Source organism: Bradyrhizobium sp. BR13661, from assembly GCF_029892425.1.
GTDB lineage: Bacteria > Pseudomonadota > Alphaproteobacteria > Rhizobiales > Xanthobacteraceae > Bradyrhizobium.
On sequence record NZ_JARXWB010000009.1, the window covers coordinates 114,321 to 141,045 of the forward strand.

The window sequence follows — 26,725 nt, forward strand, 5'->3', positions numbered from 1 at the left end:
AGCTTATTGCCCCGATGGTGTGCGCAGGCCGTGCCAGGCGTCGCGGACCTGCTGGTAATGCACTTCGGGCAGATAGTCCGGCGTGTTCAGGCTCAGCGTCTTGACGTCGAGATGGCCGACGGCGCTGAGCAGCGTGTAGGAGGCGATGACGCGGTCGCGCAGCGCGCCGATCAGGCGGGCCCTGGCCTGGATCAGATCGGCCTGCGAGTTCAGCACGTCGACCGTGGTGCGCTGTCCACCGGCGGCCTCGCGCTGCACGCCCTGGAGCGCGACGGTTGCCGCCTTCACCTCGGACTCCGAGGCGGAGACAGCAATCTTGGCGCCTTCATTGGCAACCCAGGCACTGACAGCCGCGGTGCGCGCCTGATTGCGCACCTGGTCGAGCACCAGCCGGCTTTGCGCCGAGACTTCCTTGGCCTGCCGGGTTTGCGAGGCGGCCTGGCCGCCGTCGTAGATCGGCGCGGTGACGTTGGCGACGATCGAGGCCTGGTCGGTCGCAAAAGTGCCGAGCGTCTGGTCGCTGTCGCGGCTTTTGCTGGCGCTGCCCTGGAGGGTGGCGCTCGGCAGCAGCGCACCTTCGGCGACGCGGATGTTGGTGGAAGCGACGTCGACGTCGAAGCCGGCTGCCATCACCGCCGGATGCTCGCGGATCGCCATAGTGATGGAATCCTCGCGGCTCCTCGGCAGATAGCGATCGACCACCTCGGCGGGACGAAGCGCGGAGGGCGCATTGCCGATCACCTGGGAATAGGTCGCCTGGCTCACCGCGAGCGCGACTTCGGCGGCGTTGAGATCGGCAAGGCCACGGCTGAGGCGCGCCTCGGCCTGTGCGGTATCGGTCGGGGTCACGTCACCCGCGTTGAGCCGGCGCTGGGTGATGGAAAGCGTCTCGCGCAGGAAGGCGACGTTGGAGCGCTGTGCCTCGACCAGCGACTGGTTCGCCAGCACGTTGGTGTAGGCGGTCACCGCGTCGAGCAGCACGCCCTGGCCGACATTGCGCAGCGCCTCGCGGCCGGACTGCACCTGGAGTTCCGCCACCCGCACGCTGTTGGCGGTCCGGAAACCGTTGAACAGGGTCTGCGACACCGTGACCCCGATGGTCCAGGGCTTCAGTGTTGCGGTCTGGATGGTGTTATCAGGAAGCAAATTGCGCACCGCCTGCAGGCCGGCGCTCAGGCTCGCCACGATCTGCGGTCGGTAGCCAGCCAGCGCCTGCGGCACGTTCTCGTCGGTGGCGCGCTGCCTTGCGCGCTCGGCATTGAGCTGCGGATTGGTCTGGTAGGCCTTGACCAGCGCTTCCGGCAGGGCTTCCGCATCGGCCGCAGCGGGCAGGGTACAGCAGAGCGCCAGCGCGGCCCATGTCACGAGGACAGGACTCGCGCCCGATCGATGCCGCGTCATCACGCGACCAGCTCTGGCGGCACGCCCAATCATGTGATCCCGCAAACCCCGACTGTCCGCCCCCGCCGACGGCGGCTCTCTTAACTGTTTACCCAGCGCGGGTCCCGCAGGCAAACTGCCGCGGAGGAAACCCCCATGAAATCCGTGCTTGTTGCAGGTGCGTCACAGGGGTTCTGCGGGAAAGCGGCGGAGTCTGACACCAGCCTTACCGTTGGTCGGCTCTATCGGTTCTTGTTCACCGGCTTGCGCTTCTCGATGAAGGCGGCCATGCCCTCGGAGCGATCTTCGAGTGCGAAGGTCGAGTGGAACAAATTGCGCTCGACGCTCATGCCCTCGGCCAGCGTGGTCTCGAAGGCGCGGTTGACCGCTTCCTTGGCCATCGCCACGGCAGGGCGCGACATCGAGGCGATTTTCTCGGCCGCCGCCATCGTCTCGTCCATCAGCTTGTCGGCGGGTACGATGCGGCTGACGAGGCCCGAGCGCTCAGCCTCGGCCGCGTCCATCATACGGCCGGTGAGGCAGAGATCCATCGCCTTGGACTTGCCGATCGCACGGGTCAGACGCTGGGTGCCGCCGATGCCGGGGATGGTGCCGAGCGTGATCTCGGGCTGGCCAAACTTGGCCGTGTCGGCGGCGATGATGAAATCGCACATCATGGCGAGCTCGCAGCCGCCGCCGAGCGCGTAGCCGGCGACAGCCGCAATGGTCGGCTTGCGGCAGCGCGCGACGCGGTCGCCGCCGATCGCGGCGAAATCCTCGGAAAACATGTCGATGAAGCCCTTCGGCTGCATCTCCTTGATGTCGGCTCCGGCGGCAAAGGCCTTCTCGCTGCCGGTCACGACGATGCAGCCGATGGCGTCATCGGCCTCGAGATCGTCGACGGCTGCGGCGATCTCGCGAAAGACGCCGAAGGAGAGCGCGTTGAGCATCTTCGGCCGGTTCAGCTTGATGATGCCGACCGCCTTGATGCTCTCGACGATGATGTGTTCGAACGTGCTCATGCTCCACCCACGCTTTTGATTGAGCGGGCAATGTGCCCGCTGGCGCGGATGCCTTCAAGAGGGCTGGCAAGGAGCTAGGACGCGCAGGTGAGCGCGTCCCGGGCAATCAGGCCATGAACATGCGTGCGGCCGAGGCCAGCGTCAGCAGCGTACCGACGCCGATGAAGATCTTGCCGATCAGGGAGCTCTGCTCCCAGGCCGAGTTCGGCTGGCTGCTCGCCATCATCGGCGCCGGACGGGGCTGCGCGTCGGTCGCTGCGACCACCGTTTTCTGGACTGGCGGGTTGTCCTGTTGCAGGGCTCGGTCGATGTCGTTGAGCTGGTCGGGCGCGACGACCTGGTTCTCGGCATTGGGGGCCGGGTTGTTGTCGGCGGCAGCCTGCACATTGTCGTTGGCCCGGCCCGTCATGGCGGACGCCGCGGCCGCAGGCAGGGTGTCGGCGGCTGCGAGCTGCGCATTGGCGTTGGCAACTGACGCCGGCATCTGGTTCGACGCAGGCGCACCGCTGTCCGCTTTGACCGCATCAGCCTGCGGCGTCGCGTCCGTGTTGTTGGTCTTGCCGGCCTTGTCGTCGGATTTCTGCGCCGTCTTGCTGTCGGTATGGCGGCGAGAGGCATGGTGCCGCGGCTTGCTCGGCTTGACCGTATCGGCTTGTTTGCTTGCGCTTGCGGCAGAGCTCGGCGCGGCCTGCACAGAGGCTCCCATTAGCAGCAACAGTCCGGCCAGAACGACCATTGCCGCGCGCCCGCTGGCTTTCATCATGTTGACGATCTCCCCAATTCACCCGTCCCCGGGGGCGAACAGAGACCCTGCTGCATGACGACAGCGGGGCAAAATATGGGAATCTTCGGGCCACACCGGGCAAAACCGGGGCAAACCGGCCGGACGCACCGACCGGCCGTATGCGGCAGGGACCGATCGGTGTTATGAGCCCTGACGGGGTTTCTGCGGCTGCTTCGGGGCCGGGTTCGACGTCTATCACGATTTCGTGATCGCGAGGCCTGTGGCGTAACAAATTGAAAGAGCGGCCGAATTGCAATGGTGAGGGGCGCGCGTGCGCGGACGTGAAGACGAATGGACCGACCTGATGCGGTCGGCCATGACAGGCGATGATGCGGCGTATCATCGCCTGTTGAAGGCGGTCACGCCGGTGCTGCGCGCTGCGGCGAGGCGTGGCCTGGCGAGGGCCGGGCAGCCTCCCGATCAGGCCGAGGATATCGTGCAGGAGATTTTGTTGGCAGTGCATCTGAAGCGGCACACCTGGGACAGCGAAGCGCCTTTCGCCCCCTGGCTGTTCGCGATCGCGCGCAACAAGCTGATCGATGCGCTGCGGCGGCGCGGCCGCCGCGTCTTCGTCAACATCGACGATTTCGCCGAGACGCTGCCCGGCGAGGCACTGCAGGAGACGGCTTCGGCAGGCGAGGTGACCGCGCAGCTCAACACGCTGCCACAGCGCCAGCGCGACGTGTTGCAGTCGATCGCGGTCGACAGCACCTCGATCAAGGATACTGCGGCGAAATACGCGATGAGCGAAGGTGCTGTGCGTGTCGCGCTGCATCGGGGGCTTGCGGCCCTGACGGCCAAACTACGGGACCACTAGTCATGGACACCGATCAACTCATTCGCACGCTCGCGGCCGATAACGCTCACCGCGCCCCGCGCGTTGGCGCGCTGCTGACCATGGGGCTGCTGGTCGCGGCGCCGCTGTCGATCCTGATCTTCGCGACATTCCTCGGTGTGCGCGCCGACGTGATGACGGCCATGCATAATCCGTTCTTCGACACCAAGTTCGCGGTCACGCTGTCGCTGGCGATCCCCGCGATCATCATCAGCCTACATCTGTCTCGGCCAGAAGCGCTTATGCGCGGCTGGGCCTGGCTGCTGCTGCTGCCCGTCGGCCTGCTTGCGGTTGCGATCGGCAGCGAGGCTATGATGGCACCGGCGATGCCGATGACGATGCGGCTGGTCGGCAAGAACTCGAGGGCCTGCATGATGGCAATTCCCGCGATGTCGCTGCCGTTGCTCGCGGGCGCATTGTTCGGCCTGCGCCATGGCGCACCGTCGCGGCCCGCGCTGGCCGGTGCGCTCGCCGGCCTGCTGTCGGCCGGGCTCGCCGCCACGCTCTACGCCTCGCACTGCACCGACGACTCGCCGCTGTTCGTGGCGACCTGGTACACGATCGCGACCGCGGTCGTGACCGCGATCGGTGCCTTCGCGGGTTCGAAAGTGTTGCGCTATTAAGCCGCCGACGTCGTGTTCTGCATGCGGTGGAAGCGCAGCACCTGCTGTGCGGTGGAGCTGCGCAACGCCTCGTAGGTGTCGCGCAGCGTCAGCATGTCGGTCTGCGAGCCGCCCGAGAGCTTTTCGCGCATGGCAATGATCGCGCGAACGCTCGTCCATTGCATGCCGGCGACCTTGGCGAGGATCATCAGGCCTTCGGTTCGGCTCTCGATCATCATGTTCTCGGCGGTCTCGACCGAGACGCCGGCGAGGGCCGCGAGCCCGGCATTGGCTTCGTCGAACTTGCCTTGCTCGGCGAAAGTCGCGACCTGGAATTCGGTAAGGCGGCCGTCCTCGTGCAGCGATCTCACCAGCGCCCGCGCCATTTCGGTCTGTTTGGTCATGGCAGCCGTACGGACCCGCTGTGCCGCTTCCTGGACCACGCTCGAGACTTCGTCGGCGAGCTCGGGATGCGCGGCCTCCAGCTTCCTGCGGACGCTCAGCGACGCCTTCGCAATCAGCTTCAGGTAATGATGCCGCGGCAGATCGGGCCGCAGGCCGACGCAGGTGGCGAGATCGTCGTCGCGTTCGGCGCGCGTGACGAGGTCGGTGAGGCTGCTTTCGGAAAGCTTCGCGCCCGGATTGCTGACGGTCGACTGCACCACGTCTTCATTGCCGCGCGTGACCAGCACGTCAGTCAGCGCCTCCGACAGCACCCGGCGCAGCGAGATCGCCTTGAGGTGGGCCTGGCTCTTGCTGCGTGCAATCTCGAGCAGGGTCGTCTCGTCCAGCCGCTCCGATTTGGTCAGCACGGGACCGGCGACCTCGATGACGTCGTCGAGCGCAAGCGTGCGGATGATCTGCGGCGGCGCGGCTCCGATCGGCGCGAGGCGGTCGGCGAGCAGCGCTCTTGCCGAGGTCTCGATCTGCTCGACCAGGCACTGAAAGACGTCGTCGAACACCCGGACGTGATCGTCGGAATAGTCCACTGCGTTATTGATGAAGAGATCGGTGACCCGGCGCAGCGTCTCGACCCGGCGCGCGACGGTGCCGTGCGCGAGTGCCGACTGCAATTCCTCGAGGAGATTCTCGGATGATTTGACGGTTTTGGATCTCATAGCCCTGTCCTGGAGCGTTCGGTCCGGCGGCGTATCCTCACGCCCACCGTAGGAATTGGATTGGTCAGCTCGTAGCAATGCGGTTGCGCCCTTGCGCCTTGGCGGAATAGAGCGCGCTGTCGGCGCGCGCGAGAAATGTGTCGGCGGTATCAGCGTCGCGCAGCGTCACGACGCCCGCGGAAATCGTCACGCGCATGCCGGGCGAGAATGCGCTCCAGTCGAGCTCGGCGACGATGCTGCGCAGCCGATCGAGCATGCGCGATGCGGCCTCGCTTGCGGTGCCAGGCAGTAGCAGCAGAAATTCCTCGCCACCATAGCGGCCGAAGCGATCATCGGGCCGGATGTTGGCGAAGATGGTGATGGCGAAGGTCCGCAGCACCTCGTCGCCGACGGGATGGCCGTGCACGTCGTTGATGCGCTTGAACCAGTCGAGGTCGATCAGGGCGACCGCGCAGGGCGTGCCCGCCTGCCGTGACTTTTCGATCTCCGCGTCGAGCAGTCGCATGATGCAGCGGCGGTTGTAGGAGCCGGTCAGCTCGTCGAGCTCGGCGAGCTCCTCGATGCGTCGATAGGCGTCCTTCAGCTCGACGCTGCGCCGGTAGAGTACCTTGCGCAGCGTGGCGCCGAACAGGCCGAGGAAGGCGCACTGGCCGATCACCAGCACGAAGCACAGCATCGAGGCAGTCCGCTGCAGCCGCGTCGCGACCGGCATGCCGATCGGCAGGTCGGAGGCAAGGAAGACGGCCGCGAGCGCGCAGGTCGCGAGCGCCCAGGTCAGCATCGCCTGGGCCGAGGTCATGCGCAGCGTGCCGAAGGCGAAGATCAGGAACAGCACGCTGATGAAGGCGATCCCGATCGTCGGCACCGACACCAGGAAGATGAATTGCAGCGCCATATGCGCCGAGATCTGGAAGACGGTGAGATAGTGGTCATTGTGCCTGTCACCGACGCCGGCCTCAGACATCACGACGAAGATGCCGATGATCGTGACGCCGCCGACCCAGAACAGCGACGGAACGTTGATGTGAACGGCGCCGTCATAAGCGTAGAGCAGCAGCACGAAGGCGCCGAGCGAATAGCTTGCGACCTGGCCGACATACATCTGCCGACGCTGCCGGGTCCGCCGCGCCACGATCTCGGGGGCCACCGCTTCGGGCGCAAGGACGATATCCGCGACCTCTGCGGCATTCCTCTCCGGAAAGGACGTCGCGGCAGTGCTCATGGTCCCGCCAATGGTGGATGTCAGCCGAAAAAGTCTACGTGGCAAGCCTTTAGGTTTGGTATCCTTCTGAACCGAATCCCGGGGGCGCCGCGCGGGTGAGGGGCCTCATGCGGCGCGGAATTTTGCAGCCAGTTAGGCATTGCAGGCGATATCGCGGACCAAAGCCGGCGCCGTGCGACATAAGGTGCACAGGGCCGTGTTATGGATCGGGCTCGACCAGGCCGCCTGTGCAGTCGACGGCAAGTCCGCGAGAGAGTGTTTCCGTATTATGTTACCGTTATGGAGCGAGGCGGCAAGCCGCCACGGGTGGGACAAGGAAAATGGGCCCATGTGGGGTAGATCACACAGATCCCCGTGTGACTGCGGTAGGTTGAACAATTTTGCACCTCCCGTCGAACCCTCCGCCGTATCGACCCGACCAACCTTGCGAGACGGGCTTTGAGCGTGACACAGGCGGCTACGGACGAGGTCCTGATCGCCAGGATCGCCCAAGGAGACCGGCTCGCCATGCAGGTGCTGTACGGGCGGCACCATGTCAGGGTCTACAGGTTCGGGCTCAGGCTCGTGCGGGACGAGCAGACGGCAGAAGACCTCATCAGCGAGGTGTTTCTCGACGTTTGGCGTCAGGCCGGCAAGTTCGAAGGCCGATCCGCCGTTTCCACCTGGCTTTTGGCAATCACCCGATTCAAGGCCCTGTCAGCGCTCCGGCGCAGAAAGGACTTTGAGTTGGACGACGAAGCCGCCAACGCGATCGAGGATTCATCCGACGATCCCGAAACGGTGGTGCAGAAGAAGGATACCAGTGAAGCGTTGCGGGAGTGCTTGACGGGCCTCTCGCCAGACCATCGGGAAATCGTCGACCTCGTCTACTACCACGAGAAGTCAGTGGAAGAAGTGGCCGAAATCGTCGGGATCCCGGAGAACACCGTGAAGACGCGCTTGTTCTATGCGCGCAAGAAATTGGCCGAACTGCTGAAGGCAGCCGGCATTGAGCGAGGCTGGCCATGATGGCTTTGAGCAAGAAGATGCTGGAGCAAGAGCCCGGTGAGATCGAGTTGCTGCTGCCGTGGCATGCCGCCGGCACGCTGAACGCGCGCGATGCCCGCCGCGTCGAGGAAGCGCTTGCCAGCGATCCGGAACTCGCAAAGCAATATGCGGCGATCCGCGGCGAATACGAAGAGACCATCCATCTGAACGAGAGCCTGGGTGCTCCGTCGGCGCGAGCGATGCAGAAGCTGTTCGCCGCGATCGACGCCGAGCCTGCACGGGCGACCGGTTCGCTGCCGCTGTCGGCGCGCATCGCCACTTTCTTCGCGAGCCTGTCGCCGCGCGCGCTGGCCTGGTCGGCGAGCTTAGGCGCCGTCGCGCTGCTGCTCCAGGCCGGCATCATCGGCGCCGTCTTGATGAAGACCCAGCCCGCGACCTTCCAGACCGCATCGCTTTCGACCGGCGCGCCGATCACGCGCGAGCTCGGGGCGGTTGCGCCCTCGCGAGCGCTGGTACGCTTCACGCCCGAGGCGCGCGTTGCCGACATCACCGCGCTGCTCGACAATTATCAGGCCTCGATCATCGGCGATGCCAAGGGCGGCATGTTCCGCCTCCAGTTCGACAAGGCGATGAGCCAGGACGAGCTTACTGCGCTGCTTGCCAGGATGCAGCGCGAGAAGTTCGTCAACCTCGCCGTGGCGGCGCCTTGAGCGCGTTTCTGCAGCAATGATGCGCAAGTCAGAGAGTCAGTTACGCGCCGGGGCCTATGCTTCGTCTGTCGGAGCTGCACTCCTGCTCGCCGCCTGTCTCGGTATCGAGGTGGCGCACGCCCAGGCGATCATGCGCACGCCGACGATCAGTCTTCCCTCGCGCACGCCGACAATCTCTCCAAATATCGCGGCGAGAGCCGTGGGTGTTGATCGCGGCCCGCGCGTGACGCCGACCGTTCACATCACGGCGCGCATGGTGCCGAACCCCGTGCTGCCCTATGCGCGCTACTCGCCCAACCTCTATCCGGCCTGTTCCACCGCCTATCGCGATGCCGAAGGCGAATGCCTCAGCCAGCCGAACGGCAGCGGCGACGGCTCCGGCAAGGCGACGAAGAAGAGCGCCGGCAAGGGGCGCGGCAACGCTGCGCCGCTCGCCATCACCTCGCGCAGCTTCGCCAATGAATTCGTGGCCGAGATCGATAGTGCGCTGTCGTTGACCGAAGCCGACGAGTTGGCACGCCGCCACGGCCTGAGCCGCGTGTCGTCGGAGAATTTCCCGCTGATCGGAGCTACGATCGGCCTGTTCCGCATCACCGACGGCCGGCCCTATGACACGGTGCGGCGCGAATTCGCGGCGGACGGCAGTGTGCGCTCGCTTCAGCCGAACTTCCGCTACGTGCTCCAGGATCAGAAGCCGGCGGTCCCGACCGAAGGCGATCCCGCGCAATACGCGCTGTCCAAGCTGCGCCTGCCGGAGGCGCACATGCTGGCGCACGGCGCCAACGTCACGGTTGCCGTGATCGATTCCGGCATCGACGCAAAACATCCTGAACTTGCCAATTCGATTGCCGACGTCTTCGACGCGCTCGGCAGCAGCGAGGGCGCCCATATCCATGGCACCGGCATTGCGGGCGCCATCGTGGCCCATGCGAAGCTGATGGGCAGCGCGCCGGAAGCGCGCATCATCGCCATTAGGGCTTTCGGCGGCACCACGGGCGGCGCCGAGAGTTCGTCCTACATCATCCTGCGCTCGCTCAACTACGCCGCCGAGCACGGTGCTCAGATCGTCAATATGAGCTTTGCCGGTCCGAAGGACGCGGTGATCGAGCGCGCGATCGCGGCAACCGCCGCTCGTGGCCTGGTGTTAATTGCGGCCGCCGGTAATGCCGGCGCAAAATCGCCGCCGCTCTATCCCGCGGCCAATCCCAACGTGATCGCCGTTAGCGCGACCGACCAGCAGGACAAATTGTTCGCCGCCTCCAACCGCGGCAATTACATCGCGCTGGCCGCGCCCGGCGTCGATATCTTCCTGCCGGCGCCTGACGGCAAATACCAGATGACGTCGGGCACCTCGTTCTCGGCGGCCTATGTCTCCGGCGTCGCGGCGTTGCTGCTCGAGCGCAATTACACGCTGAAGCCGGAAGCGCTTCGCATGACGCTGGCGAAGACCGCGCGCGACCTCGGTTCACCCGGGCGTGATGATCAGTTCGGCGATGGCGAGGCCGACGCGTATGCGGCAGTGACGGCCGTTCCGCCCGACAGCACGACACCGGTCGCAGCCGTATCAGGTACAACTAAACGTGAAGATGCCGAGAAGCGTCGCGACGACCCCAACATCCGCGCGATCGAGCAGCCCTCGCTGTCGAGTGCGGGCGATAAATCCACGATTTCTCAGGCGGATAGGCCGGCGGCGCGCTAGCGCCTGCGACAACTTTGCATGCGGGCGAAAGGTTAAAAAGTCGACCCCCGCTTTGAACGTTCAGCTCGCTGCCACGACCAATCTATGTGGGAGCGGTCATCCCTCCCCATCAGTCATATTAGGCGCGAGCGCCCATCCACCCCAAGCGCCCATATGGCTCGACCCGTCCGGTTGTCCCCCCGGACGGGTCTTTTCTTTTGGCATCCGATTTCTTGAAGCGTCGTGCGTGATCAGCTTGCGGTTGAACTCGCGAGCGCGTCGTTGTCGTAACTCGCCGACGAGGCGCGGCAAGTCCGCCATGCTTGTGCGAAGCTTGACTCATAAAGCCCTGAAAACTCCGCACGACTACGGTGTTTTGTGAGGAGAGCTGCGTCGTTGCTGGACAAGTCAAAACTTTTCCACAAAATATTCACGTCACGTCTAAATTGATTCGCGTGCGTTGCGTCGCGTCCGTAATTTTCTCCTGACGGGCTGGTTCATGACTCATCGCATAGGGGTTGGCCAAGAGGTCGACCAAGGCGCGGCCAGACGTGAAATTGCGGCGCGCTGGTGCGCTCTCGCCGAACAGCGGCTGGAGCACCTCTCCGAAATGTTCGAGACCGGGCGCTGGCGCCGTTATCATTCCGAACTCGCATTTCTCGAAAACATCCAGGAAGCCAAGCGTGCGGTTCAGATCTGGCGTGCGCTTGCGAATGGCGGAGACGTCGCTGCGGCCGCGGCGAGTGTGACCTCCGCCTTCGGCTGGTCACCGGCGACGATGTCCCGCACGGTTCCGAGCGAGCAGGCCCAGACCGTGCAGCCGAAGGCCGTGCACATCGCACCCGAGACCTCCGTACCGGTCAGGCTGGACGTGCTTGCCGAGATCACGGAAGCCCCGATCGCGCCGCTTGCCGAGCCTATACCGGTCGGGGTGGCTGCTCTGATGGCGTCGTTTACAGCGCCTGCCGAGATGCCGCTGCTCAAGGCGCCCGCCGCGAGGGCGCCGGGCGCCGCACCTGCCGTGAGGTCGCCGGTCGCAGCTGCGACGCGCAGCGCGCCTGCCGTGAAGCCACCCGTCGCCGCGCCCGCTGCGATGGCAATGCTTCTGCCGCAATTCACCCCGCCCGCCGAAGACGTCGTCGCCGCCCCCGAGCGCCTGGTCGAATTCACCTTCAGCCTCGACGGCCTCGAAGCGAAATACCCGCTGCTCAGGAACGCGTTCTAGGGCCTAGGACGCCATGTGAGGGCGGCACCTATCGCCGCACAGCATTCCCGCCGATCACCACCTGCGCGAAGCGCTGGGCACCGTCGGCCGACAGGTCCGCCGTCACGGCGCGCGCATGCTCCAGGCCGACCACGGCGCCGCGCGGGGTTTCCGAGATCATGTTGTTGTTGACGAGCGCGGTGCCGGCGCCGGGCACGACGGAGACGCCGATTCCGGCCAGCGCCTTGCGGATCACATTGCCGCTGATCGCGACATCGCGCAGATACTTGCCCCAGCCGGCGACGATGCCGTAGGACGGCGCATTCTCGATGACATTGCCCGTCACCGACGTGTCCGCCTCGACGTAGATGCCGACGCCGGCATCGTCGTCAGGCGCGGTGCCGATCGGCCGCTTCGGGATCAGATTGCGGATGATATTGCCTTGAACCACAGCAATACGTCCGCCCTTGTTGAAATTGCAGACGGAGACGCCGACCGCGGCGCCGTCGACGGTGTTGTTGGCAATCACTGCCGCCTCGAACGAAAACTCCGAATAGAGCGCGACCTCGCGCACGTCGCTGACGCTGTTGCCTGAGATGTGGATGTTGGAGGCCGAATTGCCCCGCACCGCGGAGTAATCGCAATTCCTGATGCGGTTGCCGCGCACGATCACGTTGCCGGCGCGGAAGGCGTTGATGGCGTTGCCGTACTGGCCGGAGCCGCCGGGGCCGGCCTTGATGTCCTCGATGCGGTTGTCGGCGACCAGTGTACCGTCGTCGCCCATGGCAGTGCGCAGGATCTCGATGCCATTGTCGTTGGTGCCGATGATTGTGTTGCGTGCGATACTGAGGCCTCTCGCGTCGAACGAGACCACCGCGGTCACCGCGATGTCGGTGAAGATGTTGCCGGAGATGTCGCCGGACACCTGCTCGAGCCAGATGCCGCTGCCGCCCGATGCCGTGATCTCGCAGTCGGTGATACGAATGTTGCGGCCCCCGAGGACATGGATCAGCCCGCGCCGCGTCGGCAGCGGAATGCCGCCGCCATCGAAAGTGATACCGGTGAGGCCGATCGCATCAGAGCCGTCGCTCTGGATTGCCGAGGCTCCGCCGGTGAAGACGAGTTTCGTCGCGCCGCGGACGCCAACCAGTTGTGCCCCGTTCGGCAGCCGCAAAAGGCCCGTGCGATAGATACCTGGCGGCAGCGCCAGCGGCATCTGCACGCGCGAGGCATCGTCGATGGCACGTTGGAGCGCGCGCGTTTGGTCCTCGCTGCCGCCCGGCCGCACGCCATATTGGGTCGCATCGCGGCCAAGCAGCGACGTCAGCGGCGCTGCGCGCGCGGCGTCGGCAGGCATGGCAAGTGCGCCTGCGATGCCGGCGGTCGAAGCTCCGATGAGATGACGGCGGTTGAGGTCCATGACGCGTCCTTTGGCGGACGCGGGGTGTCCGCAGCCGCTTGGTAGCGCAGGGCGGACAGGCTCGTCGGGATTGTTCGCGGTAGGGTTAAATGTTTACCGCAAGGCCTGCGTGTTCCGCGCCTTCCTTGCCAGTTGTACCATCTCCACCAGCATCGCTTCCCCCGCATCCACCAGTTCCTCCAGCGTGATCCGCGGCGCGCCCTTGCGCCGGACCGCGCCGCTGCGCGCAAGCAGGGGGATGTGGATGAAGGCGGCAAGCGTCGGGCCGCCTGCCTTCACATTCTCGATCGCGCGCCAGCTCAGATAGTTGCAGAGATAGGCGCCGGCGTCGCGCGAGGGTCGTGCATCGATGCCGGTGAGGCGTGCGGCGCGCAGCAGCCTTGCGGTGTGCGGGCCGAAATTCATGGCGTCCGCATGACCGGCGATGCCGCGTCTGCTGGAGCGGGTGTTGGCGGCATCGGGCCAGAGCATGGTGACGGCGTTGCGTGCGCGGCTCTCGATGCGAAGGTAAGGCGTGCGCGCGGCGAGGCCGAACATCAGCAGCGCATCCGGCTTCACCTTTGCCAGGACGTCAGGCAATTGCCGGTCGACTGCTGCGTAAGTCACCGGAAATATGTGGCGCGATAGCGCGACATCATCGAGCGCCGGACGGCGAAGCTGCGCCAGCCGCGCCACCAGCGCTTGCGTGGGATTGTAGGGCGCGCCGGGAAACGGGCCGAAGCCGGTGAGGAGAATGCGGAGCTTGTCGCTCATTGCAGCAACTCCAGTATCTGTTCGGCGGCGAGCGACGGGGTGAGATGGCCGTCGGCAACTTCGGCCTCGATCTTCCTGACCTTGGTGCGAACCGAAGCCTCGCTGCGCAGTCGCGACAGCATCCGTTGCTCCAGCATCGACCACATCCATTTCACCTGCTGGTCGCGCCGTCGCGCCGCGAATTCGCCGGATGCCTTCATCGCCTTGCGGTGATCCAGAATTTTCTGCCAAAGCTCGGCAATGCCGGTGCCTGATATCGCCGAATAGGTGATGACAGGCGGATGCCAATGTTCGGATCGCGGCGCCAGGATATGCAACGCACCGCGATAGTCGGCGGCGGTGATGTTGGCGCGCTTGAGATTGTCGCCGTCGGCCTTGTTGATGGCGATCATGTCGGCGAGCTCGACCAGGCCCTTCTTGATGCCCTGCAGCTCGTCGCCGCCGCCCGGCAGCATCAGTGCGAGGAAGAAATCGGTCATGTCGCAGACCGCGGTCTCGGACTGGCCGATGCCGACGGTCTCGACCAGCACGACATCGAAGCCGGCGGCCTCGCACAGCAGCATCGCCTCGCGCGTCTTCGCGGCGACGCCGCCGAGCGTGCCCGATGACGGCGAGGGGCGGATGAAGGCATCGTCGGAGGCTGACAGCCGCGCCATCCGCGTCTTGTCGCCGAGGATCGAGCCGCCGCTGCGCGCCGAGGACGGATCGACCGCGAGCACGGCGACCTTGTTGCCTTGCGCGATCAGATAGGTCCCGAGTGCATCGATGGTGGTGGATTTGCCGACGCCGGGCGAGCCGGTGATACCGACCCGGACCGCCTTGCCGGTGTCGGGCAGCAGCATCTGCACGAGCTCCCGCGCCTGCGCCTGGTGATCGCCGCGCCGGCTCTCCACCAGCGTGATGGCGCGCGCCAGGGCTGCGCGATGGCCTGCACGGAGGTTGCGGGCGAGCGAGGTAATATCAAACGAAGTCTTCTTTTCGATCATGCCCTGCTTTACAACGGCGGAAGCAGGCAGGCGAGAGCCCTCAACCCCTCTCAGCCCTACTCGTCCGCGTCGCCCTTTGGTCGTGCCCCGCCAAAGATGCGTGAGCCCTCCGGTGTGAGGTAGGGCTTCAACGTCTCCCACGGAATATACGCGACATATTGGCCCTCGGCGTAGGGGCCGACGGCATAAGGCGGATAGTGGAAGGTGAGGCCGGAGCTCTTGCCCGTCTCGGTCGACGGCGCGAGCGTCACCGCGCCGATCTTGAGCAGGCTAGGCTCCACGCCCTTGAACCATTCCCCGGTCGCGGTATCGCTCGTGTCGCGCTTCTTCTTCTCGATTTTCAGCGAGGCAATCGCAGCCTTCACCATCGCCTTCATGGTCGTGCCGCCATCGGCCGTCTCGGTGAAGAACGGGCGGATCGAGATCCGCTTGTTCTCGGACTTGTCCCAAAGGATCGTGTTGACGTCGGTATTGGGATGGGCGCCGTGGGTGTCCATGTAGTCGTCGCGAAGCACGCTGACATAGCGGTCGGCAACGACCGAGCGGATCGAATATTTGCGCTCGAAGTCCCAGCCGCCGTCCCTGAAGAATTGCGGATCTTCCTTGCGCGAGGCAGCAGCGTCAGCCGTATTCTTGTCGAGCCACTTCCTGCCGTCGGCCAGGCAATCGGCGGCAAGCACCGGATCGGCCTTGATCTTGTCATCGAGGAAGACCCGCGCGTCGATGTTCTTGTTCTTGACGACGGCATCGGGCTTGGGATCGGCGGCGAGGGAGGGGAAGGTTAGGGCAATCGTTGCGATAGCGGACAGGATCGCGAGCAAGCCGGCCCGTGCATTTGGACGATGATATGTCACTTCAATATCCATCAATTCTGAATCCGTGGCCCGTCGCAGCGCTCGGATCTCTGCATAAGCGTAATGACTACAAGATGAACTGGCGCAGAACGCGCGGCGTGAACACCTGGACGTGAAGATTGGTCGCGGCAGCGCGCCCGCCGGTTTGATGCGGGCAGCCCGACGGCGGCGGAATTACTCCGCCGCCTCGCTGTGCCCGAGCCGGGCATTGAGCTTGCGGATCAGCTCCTCGGCCGCGTCCGCGATCACGGTGCCCGGCGGGAAGATCGCCTCGGCGCCTGCTGCATAGAGCGCGTCGTAATCCTGCGGCGGCACCACGCCGCCGACGATGATCATGATGTCCTCGCGGCCCTGCTTCTTCAGCGCAGCCTTCAGCTCCGGCACCGCGGTGAGATGGGCGGCGGCGAGCGAGGAGACGCCGAGGATGTGGACGTCGTTCTCGACCGCCTGTCGCGCCGCTTCGTCGGCCGTGGCGAACAGCGGCCCGATATCGACGTCGAAGCCGATATCGGCGAAGGCAGACGCGATCACCTTCTGGCCGCGGTCGTGGCCGTCCTGGCCGATCTTGGCGACGAGGATGCGCGGGCGGCGGCCTTCCGCCTCTTCGAACGCATCGATCAACGCCTGAACCTTCTCGACCTGGTTGCCCATGCTGGACGCCTCCCGCCTGTAAACGCCGGTGATCGATTTGATCTCGGCGCGGTGCCGGCCGAACACCTTTTCCATCGCGTCCGAGATCTCGCCGACGGTCGCCTTGGCGCGCGCAGCATCAATGGCGAGCGCGAGCAGATTGCCGTTGCCTTCCCCGGCCGAACGCGTGATCGCAGCAAGCGCGGCATCGACATCCTTCTGGTTGCGCTCGGATTTCAGCCGCGTCAGCTTGTCGATCTGCAGGCGCCGGACGTTGGTGTTGTCGACCTTGAGGATGTCGATCGGCGTCTCGTCCGTCGGCTTGTACTTGTTGACGCCGATCACGGCCTGCTTGCCGGCATCGATGCGCGCTTGCGTCTTGGCGGAAGCTTCCTCGATGCGCAGCTTGGGCACGCCGGCTTCGATCGCCTTGGCCATGCCGCCGAGCTCCTCGACCTCCTGGATGTGGCTCCAGGCTTTCGCGGCGAGATCGCGCGTCAGCCGCTCGACGTAATACGAGCCGCCCCAGGGATCGATGATGCGGGTGGTGCCGCTCTCCTGCTGCAGGAACAGCTGGGTGTTGCGGGCGATGCGGGCTGAGAAATCAGTCGGTAGCGCCAGTGCCTCGTCGAGCGCGTTGGTGTGCAGCGACTGGGTATGGCCCTGCGTCGCCGCCATCGCCTCGACTGTCGTGCGCATCACGTTGTTGAACACGTCCTGCGCGGTCAGCGACCAGCCCGAGGTCTGGCTATGCGTGCGCAGCGAGAGCGAGCGTGGATCCCTAGGATTGAACGGCTTCAGCAGCTTCGCCCAGAGCAGCCGCGCGGCGCGCAGCTTGGCGACCTCCATGAAGAAGTTCATGCCGATCGCCCAGAAGAACGACAGGCGCGGCGCGAAGCGATCGACGTCCAGCCCTGCAGCAAGTCCTGCGCGCAGATATTCGACGCCGTCGGCGAGCGTATAGGCGAGCTCGAGATCCTGCGTCGCGCCGGCTTCCTGCATGTGATAGCCGGAGATCGAGATCGAATTGTACTTCGGCATCTTTTGCGAGGTATAGGCGAAGATGTCCGAGATGATCCGCATCGAGGGCGCGGGCGGATAGATATAGGTGTTGCGCACCATGAATTCTTTCAGAATGTCGTTCTGAATGGTGCCCGACAATTTTTCCGGCGGAACGCCCTGTTCCTCGGCGGCAGCGACATAGAGTGCCAGGATCGGCAGCACCGCGCCGTTCATGGTCATCGACACGCTCATCTGGTCGAGCGGAATGCCCGCGAACAGCGTACGCATGTCGTAGATGGAATCGATGGCCACGCCGGCCATGCCGACGTCGCCGCCGACGCGCGGATGATCGCTGTCATAGCCGCGATGGGTGGCAAGATCGAAGGCGACCGAGAGGCCCTTCTGTCCGGCCGCGAGATTGCGGCGGTAGAACGCGTTGGAATCCTCCGCCGTGGAGAAGCCGGCATATTGCCTGACGGTCCAGGGCTGGTTGACATACATGGTCGGGTAGGGGCCGCGCAGGTACGGCGCGATGCCCGGATAGGTTTCGAGGAAATCGAGCCCGGCGAGATCAGCCTCGTCATAGGCGGGCTTTACGAGAATGCCCTCGGGCGTCAGCCACGGCTCGGCGCTGCCTGACGGTGCTGCGCTTGCGGTTCGCTCGAAGGCGACATCGGCGAAATTGGGAATGCGGGTCATTCCTTGGATTCCTCAAACCTGCGATTGCGCTCGATCAGCCTTTGCACATTCTTCTTGTAGACCGGATCATCCAGCCGATTCTCGGTCATCACACCAGTCGCGCCCCACAGCAGGCGTGCGAGAAGCTTCCCGATGTTCGCCTTCCACTCGATCAGCAGTATTTCCCCGAGCGCCTGAAGCATGGCATAGCCTATCACGCGTTGACCTCAATCATGATCCGGATGCTGATGGCTGACGATGGTCGCCATCTTCTCCGGCCCGTAATTCTGCTGCGTGGTCTGGCTCGGCAGGTTGGAGATGCCGACCACCCAGCCGAGGCGGGACTCGCTTCCATATTGCCGTGTCGGGACCAGCCGGTCGGGCCGGTCGAATGCGCCGGTCATGATCTCGATCCGCTCGCCGTCGATGCGGCCAAAGCTCAGCGGCGTGCCGCAGGCGGCGCAATAGCCGCGATCGGCGATCGAGGACGAGCGGAAGAACGACGGCTGTCCCTTGGTCCAGGCAAAATCGGTGCGGTTGATGTCGGCGAAGGAGGCGAACGGCGCGCCGCTCGCCTTCTGGCACATCCGGCAGTGGCAGATCGACACCTTGTTCGGTGTTGCCGAAATCGCAAAGCGCACCGCGCCGCATTGGCAGCCGCCGGTGAGAACGGGTTTGCTCGCGTCCGTCATGCCTGCTCCATCCGCAAATAAGCGTCTTGCAACGTGGCAAGCGCGTCACCGCCGGCAAACACGAAGCCCGTGACACCGGCCGCCCGCAGGGCAGCCTCGGCTTCAGCCGGACGGCCTGCCAGATAGATATGTCGCGCGCCCGCCATTTGCAGGGCCTTCGCCGCGGCTTCAGCGTGTTCCGCATAGACCTTGTCGCTGGAACAAAGGCAGGCAATTGCAGCGCCGGATGCCCTGAAGGCGGCGGCGAGCTTGGTGGGATCGATAAAACCTTCGCTGTCGATGGCTTGGATGCCACCGGCCTCGAAGAAGCTTTTTGCGAATGTCGCTCGCGCGGTAAAATCGGCGGGCGTGCCGAGATTGGCCAGGAATACGCTGGGCCGCGATCCGCGCACCTTCAATGCAGCGTCGGATTTGTCGCGCAGCGCTTCGAACGGCTGTGCGAGCCGGATCGGGGTGAGCGCGTCGAACTTGTATTTGGCCTCGCCATAGGGGGCCAATGCAATCGGTGTTGCCTGCAGTACGGCCGTCTCGCGCTCATGCAGGCTTGGAAACTCGCTGGCACCCGTCAATACGTCGCGGCGCTTTGCGATGTTGGCATCGCGTGCCTTTCGTACGGCTGCGACCTTACCCTGGAACAGGCCCTGTTGAAGCGCGGCGAAGGCGCCGCCGGCTTTCTCGCTCTCCTGGAAGAGCGCCCATGCGGCGTCGCAGAGCTGCGCCGTGAGCGTCTCGATGCCGCCGGATCCCGCCGCGGGATCGCTGACCCTGGCGAGGTTGCTTTCTTCGAGCAACAAAAGTTGCGTGTTGCGTGCGGCACGCCGCGCGAATGGATCGGGGAGCCCGAGCGCCAACGTATGCGGCAGCACGGTGATTGCATTGGCGCCGGCAAGCCCGGCTGCGAACGTCGCCATCGTCGCCCGCAGCATGTTCACATAGGGATCGCGCTGCGTCAGCATGCGCCAGGCCGTATCGGCCGCGATGAACAACGGCTTCGGCGATAGCCCGCAGGCGGCCTCGATCCGAGCCCAGAGCAATCGCAGCGCGCGGAACTTCGCCATGGTCAGGAACTGATCGGCATCGGCAGCGAGCCGCGCATAGATCATGCCCTGCGCGGCTTCCAGCGGAACGCCGGCGCCTTCGATCGCGCGGAGATAAGCGACGCCGCACGCGAGCACGAAGGCAAGCTCCTGCACCTCGGAGCCGCCGGCATCGTGGATCACGCGGCCATCGGCGGAGGCGAACGGCCCCTTGAAGCCGAGCGCGGCGAGACCCTTGATGCCGCCAGTCACGGCGGGAACGATCTCTTCCCAGCTGTAGGGGCTGTTTCCCCAGACTGCACACGCCGCGAGCGGATCGAGCCCAAAGCGAATGTCGCAGGCGGCGGGATCGATGCCGTTGCCCTTCACATATTCCGCGATATGGATCGCAGCCATCCGCGATTGCGGACCGACCTGAAGCTCGATGCCGATGCCGGCATCGAGATGAATGTCCTTCAGCACCTTTGCGACCGCATCGGCCGTGGGTTCCAGGCCGAAACCGTGGCTGCCAGCGCCGCCGGCGAACACGAGCGAGAGTCCTGTGGCGCCGTTCTCCAGGTCAGTCAGCGCCTGCGCATTCGCGGCCGCCGCATCGGGATGGTCGATCCGCTGCGTGATCTGCCACGGTGCGGCCGCGGGCCGTCCCGTCACCGGTGCGACGCCCTTGGCGCGCGGATAGAGCGGCTCGATCTTGAGGCCGTCATAAGTCTTGCCGACCAGCTTCTCGAACGGCGCGCCCTTCAGCACACCGTCGACCAGCCTGCGCCAGTCCGCGTCCGTTGCCTTGGGAAAATCGGCCGCCAGCGGCAGATCGTCAGTCACGGAGGTCATACGGCCAAGGGCTCCCAAACGTCTCGTTCTTCGCAGGCGAATTTGCCACGGCGGACCGCCCCTGCAAACGGTCGATTTTGGTTAACCGGTATCTGAAAGCCGCTCAATGCCTTGCGTCGAGACGCTGGCAAGTCCGTCACGGACGCGAACGCCTGATATCACGCGGTCCGGCGCGATTTCGGCCAGCGGCACCAGCACGAAGGCGCGCTCGAACAGGCGTGGATGCGGCAGGGTCAGGTCGGGCTTGTCCATCGCCACATCGTCGTAGGCGATCATGTCGAGATCGAGCGTGCGCGGGCCCCAGCGTCGCTCCTTGTCCCTGATGCGACCGAACTTCTGCTCGACCTTCTGCATCACGAACAAGAGCGCGTGCGGATCGAGGTCGGTCTCGATCTCGACGCAGGCGTTGATGAAGGGATCCTGGTCCTCGTCGCCCCAGGGCGGCGTCGCATAGTCGGACGAGCGCGCGATCACCACGGCTTGCGCCATGCCGCAGATATGGGCGATCGCCTTTTTGAATGTCGCGCGGACATCGCCGACATTGCCGCCGAGGGCGATCAGCACGTTTCCCATGTCAGGGGTGCCGCGAGCGAGTCAGCATGATGCCGACGTCGTCGAAGATCGCGGCGATCGGCGCATGCGGCTTGTGCACGGTGATCTTCACCGCGCGGATGCGCGGGAAGTGCGACAGGATGGCGTCGGCGACTGCACCTGCCGCGCGTTCCAGCAGCTTGTAATTGGTGTTCTTGAACGCCGCCGTGGTGGTTGCCACGACATCGGCGTAGGAGACGGTATCGGCGAGCCGGTCGCTGCGCGCTGGCTCCGACAAATCGGTGTAGAGTTCGAGATCAATGACGAAGCGCTGGCCGACTTCGGTTTCGTGATCCATCACGCCATGGCGGGCATGGATCGACAGGCCGGTGACGAAGATCGTGTCGGTCATTGCTTGCTCTCGATTGCGTTTGCGACCCGCAGGGCCTGCAAGGTTTCGGCGATGTCATGGGTCCGGATGATTTTCGCGCCCCTCTGGGCGGCGATCAGATGCGCGGCGATCGAGCCGGCCAGCCGTTCCTTGGGCTCCGATGGCGACACCGAGGCGATGAAGCGTTTTCGCGAGGCGCCGACGAGGATTGGCAGGCCGAATACGTCGAGCTCGCGTAAGCGGGCGAGTGCGATCATGCTCTGCTCGGCGGTCTTGCCGAAGCCGATGCCGGGATCGAGCACGATCTTGTCGCGCGCGATGCCGGCTTTCGCCGCGATATCGAGCGAGCGCATGAAAAATGCCTTCATGTCAGCGACGATGTCGATCGCGGAATCGACGCTCTCGCGGTTGTGCATGACGATGACGGGAGCGCCTCTCGCGGCGACGACCCGCGCCATATCAGTGTCGCGTTGCAGGCCCCAGACGTCGTTGGCGATGGCCACGCCCTGGTCGAGCGCGAAGGCCACGACTTCCGCCTTCATGCTGTCGATCGAGACCGGCACGCCGAGCGCGACGATGCTTGATAGCACCGGTTTTAGCCGGGCCAGTTCATCCGTCGCCGTGACCGGCTGGGCGCCTTTATAGGGGCGGGTGGATTCGGCTCCGATATCGATGATGTCGACGCCATCAGCGATCATCGCCCGCGCCCTTTCGAGCGCCCGGTGCGGAGCAATGAAGTCTCCGCCGTCGGAAAAGGAATCCGGCGTCACATTGAGCACGCCCATCACCGCCGGCAGAGGCCGTTCCAGCAGCGTCCGCAGCACGTCAGGCCCGGCCGAGCCGGCCGACGGGACGGATGGGGAGGGCAAGGCATTCATGCGGCCCGCTTTGCGCGGTCGGGGAGGGGGAGTCAAGACGGGATTGGCGTCTGCGCCGTGCCGGGCGGCGTCGATGTTGCGGCAATCTCGCGCATCAATCTCCGCTGTCGTCCCGGCCTAGTGCGCAATTGCGCACGGGGGCCGGGACCCATAACCCCAGGGAGAAGTTTGGCGAAGACTCGTCGTTCGGTACTGCGGCTTTCGGCGATCGATAGATTCCGCGGTTTGGGTCCCGGCCTTCGGTGGGACGACGTAAGGAGCTAATACGTAATCTTCGGCGACAGCTTCCTGGCCTTGGCGATGATGTCGCCGACCGACTTCTCGGACGGCAGGATGCGGACGAGCTTCTTCCGATCGTTGGCTTCGCGCATGCTTTGCGCCAGCCTTGCCGGATTCCGATAGGCGAGCTCGCGCACGGTGGTCACCCCTGCGGCGCGGACCAGGCCCACCTTGGCCCGGCCCATGCCGGGAATGCGCATGTAATCGGAGACGTTGGCCCATTCCAGGAGCTGCTGCTCGCTGATGCCGGTCTTGGCCGAGAGCGCCTTGCGGCCCTTGGCGGTGCTCGCGGCTTCCAGCAGTGCGTCGGTGGTGCGGATACCTTGCGCCTTCAGCTTGTTGGCGGCAAAGGCCGGCAGGCCCTCAATCTCGGAGATCGGATATGTCATGATACTCGACGTGAAATACGGCAGCTTCAGGCGAACTGGCTGAGGCCCGGCGTCCCTGCGATGATCTTGCCCATCTGATCCGCTCCGATTTTGTCTCGGCCGTAGCGGAAAAGTTCACGCGCCACGTTCTGGATGTCGGACATGCCAAGGCCGAGGCCCATCAGGCGCGTGCCGACGGCCATCAGCCCGCCGCCCATCAGCCGCGACAGTCCGCCGCCGCTCCTGGACGCTTCGATCGCGCCTTCTGCACCAGGGATCTGGTCGATCAAGGCCTGCACGCTGTCGGAAGGGCCTTCGTTGCGAAGGAAGCCCAAAATAATGCCGACGGTCTTTTCAGCGACAGCACTATCTATGCTGGCGTTTGTCGCCAGCCGCCCGATCAGCTCGTCCATATTAGCCCGCCCCTCAGCCGGTTCACATGCCGGAGTATTGTTTCGAAGAATGATCTTGAGCCGGTGTGATGTGAAATACAAGCGATGAACGCACGCAACGTTCCGATTCGTTCTCGAAGACGCGAAAGGTGTTGCAGCGATGCAAGAGCGGAGAAGAAATTCACGAAAACTACCGCGCTGCGAATGCGCGCTTCCGACTTTTGGTGCATGCGGCGCGCGTCATCTCCGACAATGTCGCATATCGATACCGCCTTGAACGGTTTCAATCGGCTTGCGACATGCGTTAAACTACGAAACTCGTACGCGAACCTAACAGACAGAATAGAGAGAGTGATGACGGCGCAGGACAACAAGCTCGGCGATACCGACGACAAGATCTTTGTCGGCAAGGGAGACGAGCTGGCCTGGCTGACACTGGCGCTTGCCAATCGCCACGGCCTCGTCACCGGCGCGACCGGAACGGGCAAGACGGTCACGCTGCAAGTGATGGCGGAAGGATTTGCGCGGGCCGGTGTTCCGGTGTTCGCCGCCGACATCAAGGGCGATCTTTCCGGCATCTCCGAGGTCGGGGAGGCAAAGGATTTCATCGTCAAGCGAGCGGGCGAAATGGGGCTGAATTTCCAGCCCGACCAGTTCTCGACCGTGTTCTGGGATGTGTTCGGCGAGCAGGGCCATCCGGTGCGGGCGACCATCACCGAGATGGGTCCGCTGCTTCTGGCCCGCATGCTCGATCTCAACGATGTGCAGGAGGGTGTGCTCAACGTCGCGTTCCGCGTTGCCGACGACAACGGCCTTGCCTTGATCGACATGAAGGATCTGCGGGCGTTGCTCGATGCCATCGTGCCCGATAGCAGCAAGAAAGGGCCTGATGCGGAGGAGGATCCGCTCGCGCCGATCCGCAAAGCTGCCCAGGGTTTTGGCAACGTCACCAAGGCGACCGTCGGCACCATCCAGCGTCAGCTGCTGGTGCTGGAGAACCAGGGTGGCACCAAATTCTTTGGCGAGCCGGCGCTCACTCTGAAGGACTTCATGAAGACCGACCGCGACGGCCGCGGCATGGTCAACATCCTCGTCGCCGACAAGCTGATGCAGAGCCCACGGCTTTACGCGACATTCCTGCTGTGGATGCTGTCAGAGCTGTTCGAGGAATTGCCCGAGGCCGGCGACCTGCCCAAGCCCAAGCTGGTGTTCTTCTTTGATGAGGCGCATCTGTTGTTCAACGATGCGCCGAAGGCGCTGATGGACAAGATCGAGCAGGTCGTCCGCCTGATCCGCTCCAAGGGCGTCGGCGTCTATTTCGTCACCCAAAACCCGATCGACGTGCCTGATCGCGTGCTCGGGCAGATGGGCAACCGGGTGCAGCATGCGTTACGTGCCTTCACCCCGCGCGACCAGAAGGCGGTCGCGGCCGCCGCCCAGACCTTCCGGCCCAACCCCAAGCTCGACACTGCCAAGGTGATCGTGGAGCTCGGCAAGGGCGAGGCGCTGGTGTCGTTCCTCGAAGGCAATGGCACGCCGGCGATGGTCGAGCGGGTGCTGATCCGCCCGCCCTCGGCCCGCATCGGACCCATCACGCCGGAAGAGCGCAAGGCGATCATGGATGCGAGCCCGGTCAAGGGGAAATACGACACCGCTGTTGATGCCGAGTCGGCCTATGAGATCATCCAGAAGCGGCTCGCCGGCACCGCGGCGCCGGCCGACGGCCAGGCCGGCGGACGCAGCGGTGGCATCCTCGGCCAGATCGGCTCGATGGTCGGCACCATCTTCGGCACCAATACCGGGCGTAACCGGCTCACGACGGGGCAGCGCATTGCGCGCGACGTGACGCGCACGGTCACCGACAAGGTGGTCGGCGGCGTCGTGGCCGATCTCGGCAAATCGGTCGGCGGCCAGCTTGGCGGCTCGGTCGGCCGGGCGCTGGTCCGCGGCGCGCTCGGCGGATTGCTCCGAAGGTAGGCAGGCAAGGACATTCTTGATGCGGCTTTCCGCGCTGCCGCGGCTCACCTCGCGCCTATTGGGGGCAGGGGCAGACTTGCGCCCTGTGTCTGGGTAGACATATATCGACCCTCTCCCGGCCGCAGATTGAAGGCATTGTGACCCCAGCCCAACCGCCCCACCGATCCGGCGCGCTCCGAGCTCCCTCGCTGCGCGCGCCGCTCGACCTGCTCTTCCTGTTCTGCTGCCTGATCCTGACCGCTGATGTCCTGGGTCCCGAGATCTTCGGCCGCGGCAAGACCAAGGACTATGCGCTGTGGTACTGGGCCGGGCAGCAGGTGCTGCATGGCGGCCCGCTCTATCCCAGTGACATAGACCACCCGTTTGAGTTCATCTACCCGCCGCTGCCGGCGATCCTGCTGGCGATCCCGAGCTGGTTCGGCAGGATCCCGCTTTATGTGGTGCTGTCCATCCTGAACGGGGTGGCGTGGTGGTACACGGGCATGCTCTCCAACGCCATGACCGGATCTGACCGCAAGTCCGGCCCGTGGCTTGAAGCCTTGCCGGCGCTCGTCACCGTGACCTTCGTGTTCGACATGTTCGATCTTGGCCAGCCGAACCTCGTTCTGCTGGCGATGATGCTCTACGGCTTCCGGTGCCTTCAGCATCAGCGGTCCTGGTTCGCAGGCTTCATGTTCGCGCTCGCCACCGCGATCAAGGTGTTTCCGGTCGCGGTGCTGCCCTATCTGGTCTGGCGCAGGCAGTGGGCCGCGGCCGTCAGCATGCTCGCTTTCATCGGCATCTTGCTCTATGTCGTGCCGGCACCGATCCGCGGCTTCGAACGCAACGCCGCCGAGCTCGGCACCTGGTACCGGGGCATGGTCGGATCGAGCTCGGAAAAGGGCTTTGGCCAGCGCGACGAGCAGAATTGGTCATGGGTCAACCAGTCCATCATTGCGGTGACGCACCGGCTGGTCAGGCCGATCAATTACAATCAGGAGGATCCCGAAAAGCCGCCGCGCACGATGAACATCATCGATGTCAGCTTCAGGACGGCGAACTGGATCGTGTTTGTGATCTCGGTCTTGCTCGGGCTCGGCTTCGTCGCGGTGATGCCACGGCAAGCGGAGCGAACGGCACGATCGGATGCCGAGGAGCTTGGCATCCTGTTCTGCCTCATGACGGTGGCCTCGCCGCTGGCGCGACAGTACTACTTCATGTGGCTGTTCCTGCCGTTCACCGTGCTGATGCAACGGGGCGCCTTCGACCCGCGGCCGGGGGTCCGGCTGGGAACCTGGCTTGCGCTTGGCGCTGCCGGGCTCCTGATGTTGCTGTCGCTGCCGCCGTTTCCCAACGCCTTTCAGGCCTGGGGCAACAACCTCGCTGCCACGGCCGTCCTCGCCGTTACACTCGCCTGGCACATTCGGCATCCGCCTGAAGCTGCTAGCTCGCAGGCCGCCGCAGGGCTAAAACCACCGACAGCGTGAGACTCCAGAAAATCGGGA

26 protein-coding genes are annotated in these 26,725 nt (G+C 64.8%); 8 read left to right on the top strand and 18 right to left on the bottom strand.

What is annotated here, in order from left to right:
* Nucleotides 1-3: 3 nt before the first annotated feature.
* The 3 genes from M2427_RS17025 to M2427_RS17035 form a co-directional block, all read right to left on the bottom strand.
* Entirely contained in the window at nt 4-1,401 is a 1,398-nt protein-coding gene (locus M2427_RS17025; protein WP_280707596.1) for a TolC family outer membrane protein, read from the bottom strand.
* Nucleotides 1,402-1,622: 221 nt separating this feature from the next.
* On the bottom strand, nt 1,623-2,402 hold the full coding sequence (locus tag M2427_RS17030) for an enoyl-CoA hydratase (RefSeq protein WP_280707598.1): 780 nt from the start codon (nt 2,400-2,402) through the stop codon (nt 1,623-1,625).
* A 106-nt stretch (nt 2,403-2,508) separates the two neighbouring features.
* Nucleotides 2,509-3,165 (bottom strand): hypothetical protein, encoded by a 657-nt coding sequence (locus M2427_RS17035; protein WP_280707599.1) that lies wholly within the window; start codon nt 3,163-3,165, stop codon nt 2,509-2,511.
* 292 nt (nt 3,166-3,457) lie between these two features.
* Here M2427_RS17035 and M2427_RS17040 point away from each other — a divergent pair, with 292 nt between their 5' ends.
* Both M2427_RS17040 and M2427_RS17045 read left to right on the top strand, forming a co-directional pair.
* Nucleotides 3,458-4,003 carry a sigma-70 family RNA polymerase sigma factor gene (locus M2427_RS17040; protein WP_280707600.1) on the top strand — a complete coding sequence of 182 codons (546 nt, stop codon included), beginning with the start codon at nt 3,458-3,460 and terminating at the stop codon, nt 4,001-4,003.
* 2 nt (nt 4,004-4,005) lie between these two features.
* On the top strand, nt 4,006-4,644 hold the full coding sequence (locus M2427_RS17045) for a DUF1109 domain-containing protein (protein ID WP_280707601.1): 639 nt from the start codon (nt 4,006-4,008) through the stop codon (nt 4,642-4,644).
* On the opposite strand, the gene M2427_RS17050 is transcribed toward M2427_RS17045, so the two are convergent.
* Nucleotides 4,641-5,741, bottom strand: a complete 1,101-nt coding sequence (locus M2427_RS17050) for a DUF2336 domain-containing protein (protein ID WP_280707602.1) — start codon at nt 5,739-5,741, stop codon at nt 4,641-4,643. The two genes, M2427_RS17045 and M2427_RS17050, sit on opposite strands and share 4 nt — an antisense overlap.
* Before the next feature lie 64 nt (nt 5,742-5,805).
* The gene (locus tag M2427_RS17055) at nt 5,806-6,963 is read right to left on the bottom strand and encodes a GGDEF domain-containing protein (RefSeq protein WP_280707603.1); all 1,158 of its coding nucleotides are present in this window, start codon (nt 6,961-6,963) and stop codon (nt 5,806-5,808) included.
* A gap of 438 nt (nt 6,964-7,401) precedes the next feature.
* On the opposite strand from M2427_RS17055, the gene M2427_RS17060 reads away from it, so the two are divergent.
* The 4 genes from M2427_RS17060 (at nt 7,402) to M2427_RS17075 (ending at nt 11,563) form a co-directional block, all read left to right on the top strand.
* Nucleotides 7,402-7,971, top strand: coding sequence for a sigma-70 family RNA polymerase sigma factor (locus M2427_RS17060; RefSeq protein WP_164938793.1), 570 nt, complete (start codon nt 7,402-7,404; stop codon nt 7,969-7,971).
* Entirely contained in the window at nt 7,968-8,660 is a 693-nt protein-coding gene (locus tag M2427_RS17065) for a hypothetical protein (RefSeq protein ID WP_280707605.1), read from the top strand. Before M2427_RS17060 ends, M2427_RS17065 begins: the two co-directional genes overlap by 4 nt.
* A gap of 16 nt (nt 8,661-8,676) precedes the next feature.
* Nucleotides 8,677-10,359 carry a S8 family serine peptidase gene (locus M2427_RS17070; protein WP_280707606.1) on the top strand — a complete coding sequence of 561 codons (1,683 nt, stop codon included), beginning with the start codon at nt 8,677-8,679 and terminating at the stop codon, nt 10,357-10,359.
* Between the two features lie 478 nt (nt 10,360-10,837).
* Nucleotides 10,838-11,563: a TIGR03809 family protein gene (locus tag M2427_RS17075; protein ID WP_280707608.1), complete on the top strand. Its 726-nt coding sequence runs from the start codon at nt 10,838-10,840 to the stop codon at nt 11,561-11,563.
* A gap of 28 nt (nt 11,564-11,591) precedes the next feature.
* On the opposite strand, the gene M2427_RS17080 is transcribed toward M2427_RS17075, so the two are convergent.
* The 13 genes from M2427_RS17080 to M2427_RS17140 all read right to left on the bottom strand — a co-directional run bounded on the left by M2427_RS17080 (nt 11,592) and on the right by M2427_RS17140 (nt 23,285).
* Nucleotides 11,592-12,962: a TIGR03808 family TAT-translocated repetitive protein gene (locus M2427_RS17080; RefSeq protein WP_280707609.1), complete on the bottom strand. Its 1,371-nt coding sequence runs from the start codon at nt 12,960-12,962 to the stop codon at nt 11,592-11,594.
* 93 nt (nt 12,963-13,055) lie between these two features.
* Entirely contained in the window at nt 13,056-13,715 is a 660-nt protein-coding gene (locus tag M2427_RS17085) for a pyroglutamyl-peptidase I (RefSeq protein ID WP_280707610.1), read from the bottom strand.
* Entirely contained in the window at nt 13,712-14,701 is a 990-nt protein-coding gene (meaB, locus tag M2427_RS17090; protein ID WP_280707611.1) for a methylmalonyl Co-A mutase-associated GTPase MeaB, read from the bottom strand. Before meaB ends, M2427_RS17085 begins: the two co-directional genes overlap by 4 nt.
* 56 nt (nt 14,702-14,757) lie before the next feature.
* Nucleotides 14,758-15,522, bottom strand: a complete 765-nt coding sequence (locus M2427_RS17095; protein ID WP_280707776.1) for an RsiV family protein — start codon at nt 15,520-15,522, stop codon at nt 14,758-14,760.
* 207 nt (nt 15,523-15,729) lie between these two features.
* The gene (gene scpA, locus M2427_RS17100; RefSeq protein WP_280707612.1) at nt 15,730-17,886 is read right to left on the bottom strand and encodes a methylmalonyl-CoA mutase; all 2,157 of its coding nucleotides are present in this window, start codon (nt 17,884-17,886) and stop codon (nt 15,730-15,732) included.
* Nucleotides 17,883-18,068, bottom strand: coding sequence for a hypothetical protein (locus tag M2427_RS17105; RefSeq protein WP_280707613.1), 186 nt, complete (start codon nt 18,066-18,068; stop codon nt 17,883-17,885). The genes scpA and M2427_RS17105 overlap by 4 nt, the downstream gene beginning before the upstream one ends.
* Nucleotides 18,069-18,092: 24 nt before the next feature.
* Complete coding sequence (locus tag M2427_RS17110) at nt 18,093-18,557, bottom strand: GFA family protein (RefSeq protein WP_280707615.1); 465 nt, start codon at nt 18,555-18,557, stop codon at nt 18,093-18,095.
* Entirely contained in the window at nt 18,554-20,425 is a 1,872-nt protein-coding gene (locus M2427_RS17115) for a methylmalonyl-CoA mutase subunit beta (protein ID WP_280707616.1), read from the bottom strand. Before M2427_RS17115 ends, M2427_RS17110 begins: the two co-directional genes overlap by 4 nt.
* A gap of 81 nt (nt 20,426-20,506) precedes the next feature.
* Nucleotides 20,507-20,998 (bottom strand): 2-amino-4-hydroxy-6-hydroxymethyldihydropteridine diphosphokinase, encoded by a 492-nt coding sequence (folK, locus tag M2427_RS17120; RefSeq protein ID WP_280707618.1) that lies wholly within the window; start codon nt 20,996-20,998, stop codon nt 20,507-20,509.
* Between the two features lies 1 nt (nt 20,999).
* Nucleotides 21,000-21,368 (bottom strand): dihydroneopterin aldolase, encoded by a 369-nt coding sequence (gene folB, locus M2427_RS17125; RefSeq protein ID WP_100180855.1) that lies wholly within the window; start codon nt 21,366-21,368, stop codon nt 21,000-21,002.
* Entirely contained in the window at nt 21,365-22,225 is an 861-nt protein-coding gene (gene folP / locus M2427_RS17130) for a dihydropteroate synthase (protein ID WP_280707619.1), read from the bottom strand. The genes folB and folP overlap by 4 nt, the downstream gene beginning before the upstream one ends.
* A gap of 260 nt (nt 22,226-22,485) precedes the next feature.
* Nucleotides 22,486-22,893 carry a DUF4332 domain-containing protein gene (locus M2427_RS17135; protein ID WP_280707620.1) on the bottom strand — a complete coding sequence of 136 codons (408 nt, stop codon included), beginning with the start codon at nt 22,891-22,893 and terminating at the stop codon, nt 22,486-22,488.
* A gap of 26 nt (nt 22,894-22,919) precedes the next feature.
* Nucleotides 22,920-23,285 (bottom strand): DUF2267 domain-containing protein, encoded by a 366-nt coding sequence (locus tag M2427_RS17140; RefSeq protein WP_280707621.1) that lies wholly within the window; start codon nt 23,283-23,285, stop codon nt 22,920-22,922.
* Between the two features lie 333 nt (nt 23,286-23,618).
* Here M2427_RS17140 and M2427_RS17145 point away from each other — a divergent pair, with 333 nt between their 5' ends.
* Nucleotides 23,619-25,241, top strand: coding sequence for a helicase HerA-like domain-containing protein (locus M2427_RS17145; protein WP_280707623.1), 1,623 nt, complete (start codon nt 23,619-23,621; stop codon nt 25,239-25,241).
* Between the two features lie 137 nt (nt 25,242-25,378).
* Complete coding sequence (locus M2427_RS17150) at nt 25,379-26,707, top strand: glycosyltransferase family 87 protein (RefSeq protein ID WP_280707624.1); 1,329 nt, start codon at nt 25,379-25,381, stop codon at nt 26,705-26,707.
* The last annotated feature ends 18 nt before the right edge of the window (nt 26,708-26,725 follow it).

Excerpts from the sequence above, each read along its gene's own strand:
- folP (WP_280707619.1), bottom strand. The coding sequence starts at position 22,225 with ATGAATGCCTTGCCCTCCCCATCCGTCCCGTCGGCCGGCTCGGCCGGG.
- M2427_RS17085 (WP_280707610.1), bottom strand. The coding sequence starts at position 13,715 with ATGAGCGACAAGCTCCGCATTCTCCTCACCGGCTTCGGCCCGTTTCCC.
- M2427_RS17145 (WP_280707623.1), top strand. The coding sequence starts at position 23,619 with ATGACGGCGCAGGACAACAAGCTCGGCGATACCGACGACAAGATCTTT.
- M2427_RS17030 (WP_280707598.1), bottom strand. The coding sequence starts at position 2,402 with ATGAGCACGTTCGAACACATCATCGTCGAGAGCATCAAGGCGGTCGGC.
- M2427_RS17135 (WP_280707620.1), bottom strand. The coding sequence starts at position 22,893 with ATGACATATCCGATCTCCGAGATTGAGGGCCTGCCGGCCTTTGCCGCC.
- meaB (WP_280707611.1), bottom strand. The coding sequence starts at position 14,701 with ATGATCGAAAAGAAGACTTCGTTTGATATTACCTCGCTCGCCCGCAAC.
- M2427_RS17115 (WP_280707616.1), bottom strand. The coding sequence starts at position 20,425 with ATGACCTCCGTGACTGACGATCTGCCGCTGGCGGCCGATTTTCCCAAG.
- folK (WP_280707618.1), bottom strand. The coding sequence starts at position 20,998 with ATGGGAAACGTGCTGATCGCCCTCGGCGGCAATGTCGGCGATGTCCGC.
- scpA (WP_280707612.1), bottom strand. The coding sequence starts at position 17,886 with ATGACCCGCATTCCCAATTTCGCCGATGTCGCCTTCGAGCGAACCGCA.
- M2427_RS17110 (WP_280707615.1), bottom strand. The coding sequence starts at position 18,557 with ATGACGGACGCGAGCAAACCCGTTCTCACCGGCGGCTGCCAATGCGGC.
- M2427_RS17070 (WP_280707606.1), top strand. The coding sequence starts at position 8,677 with ATGATGCGCAAGTCAGAGAGTCAGTTACGCGCCGGGGCCTATGCTTCG.
- M2427_RS17035 (WP_280707599.1), bottom strand. The coding sequence starts at position 3,165 with ATGATGAAAGCCAGCGGGCGCGCGGCAATGGTCGTTCTGGCCGGACTG.
- M2427_RS17105 (WP_280707613.1), bottom strand. The coding sequence starts at position 18,068 with ATGCTTCAGGCGCTCGGGGAAATACTGCTGATCGAGTGGAAGGCGAAC.
- M2427_RS17080 (WP_280707609.1), bottom strand. The coding sequence starts at position 12,962 with ATGGACCTCAACCGCCGTCATCTCATCGGAGCTTCGACCGCCGGCATC.
- M2427_RS17075 (WP_280707608.1), top strand. The coding sequence starts at position 10,838 with ATGACTCATCGCATAGGGGTTGGCCAAGAGGTCGACCAAGGCGCGGCC.
- M2427_RS17065 (WP_280707605.1), top strand. The coding sequence starts at position 7,968 with ATGATGGCTTTGAGCAAGAAGATGCTGGAGCAAGAGCCCGGTGAGATC.
- M2427_RS17050 (WP_280707602.1), bottom strand. The coding sequence starts at position 5,741 with ATGAGATCCAAAACCGTCAAATCATCCGAGAATCTCCTCGAGGAATTG.
- M2427_RS17045 (WP_280707601.1), top strand. The coding sequence starts at position 4,006 with ATGGACACCGATCAACTCATTCGCACGCTCGCGGCCGATAACGCTCAC.
- M2427_RS17025 (WP_280707596.1), bottom strand. The coding sequence starts at position 1,401 with ATGACGCGGCATCGATCGGGCGCGAGTCCTGTCCTCGTGACATGGGCC.
- M2427_RS17140 (WP_280707621.1), bottom strand. The coding sequence starts at position 23,285 with ATGGACGAGCTGATCGGGCGGCTGGCGACAAACGCCAGCATAGATAGT.
- folB (WP_100180855.1), bottom strand. The coding sequence starts at position 21,368 with ATGACCGACACGATCTTCGTCACCGGCCTGTCGATCCATGCCCGCCAT.
- M2427_RS17055 (WP_280707603.1), bottom strand. The coding sequence starts at position 6,963 with ATGAGCACTGCCGCGACGTCCTTTCCGGAGAGGAATGCCGCAGAGGTC.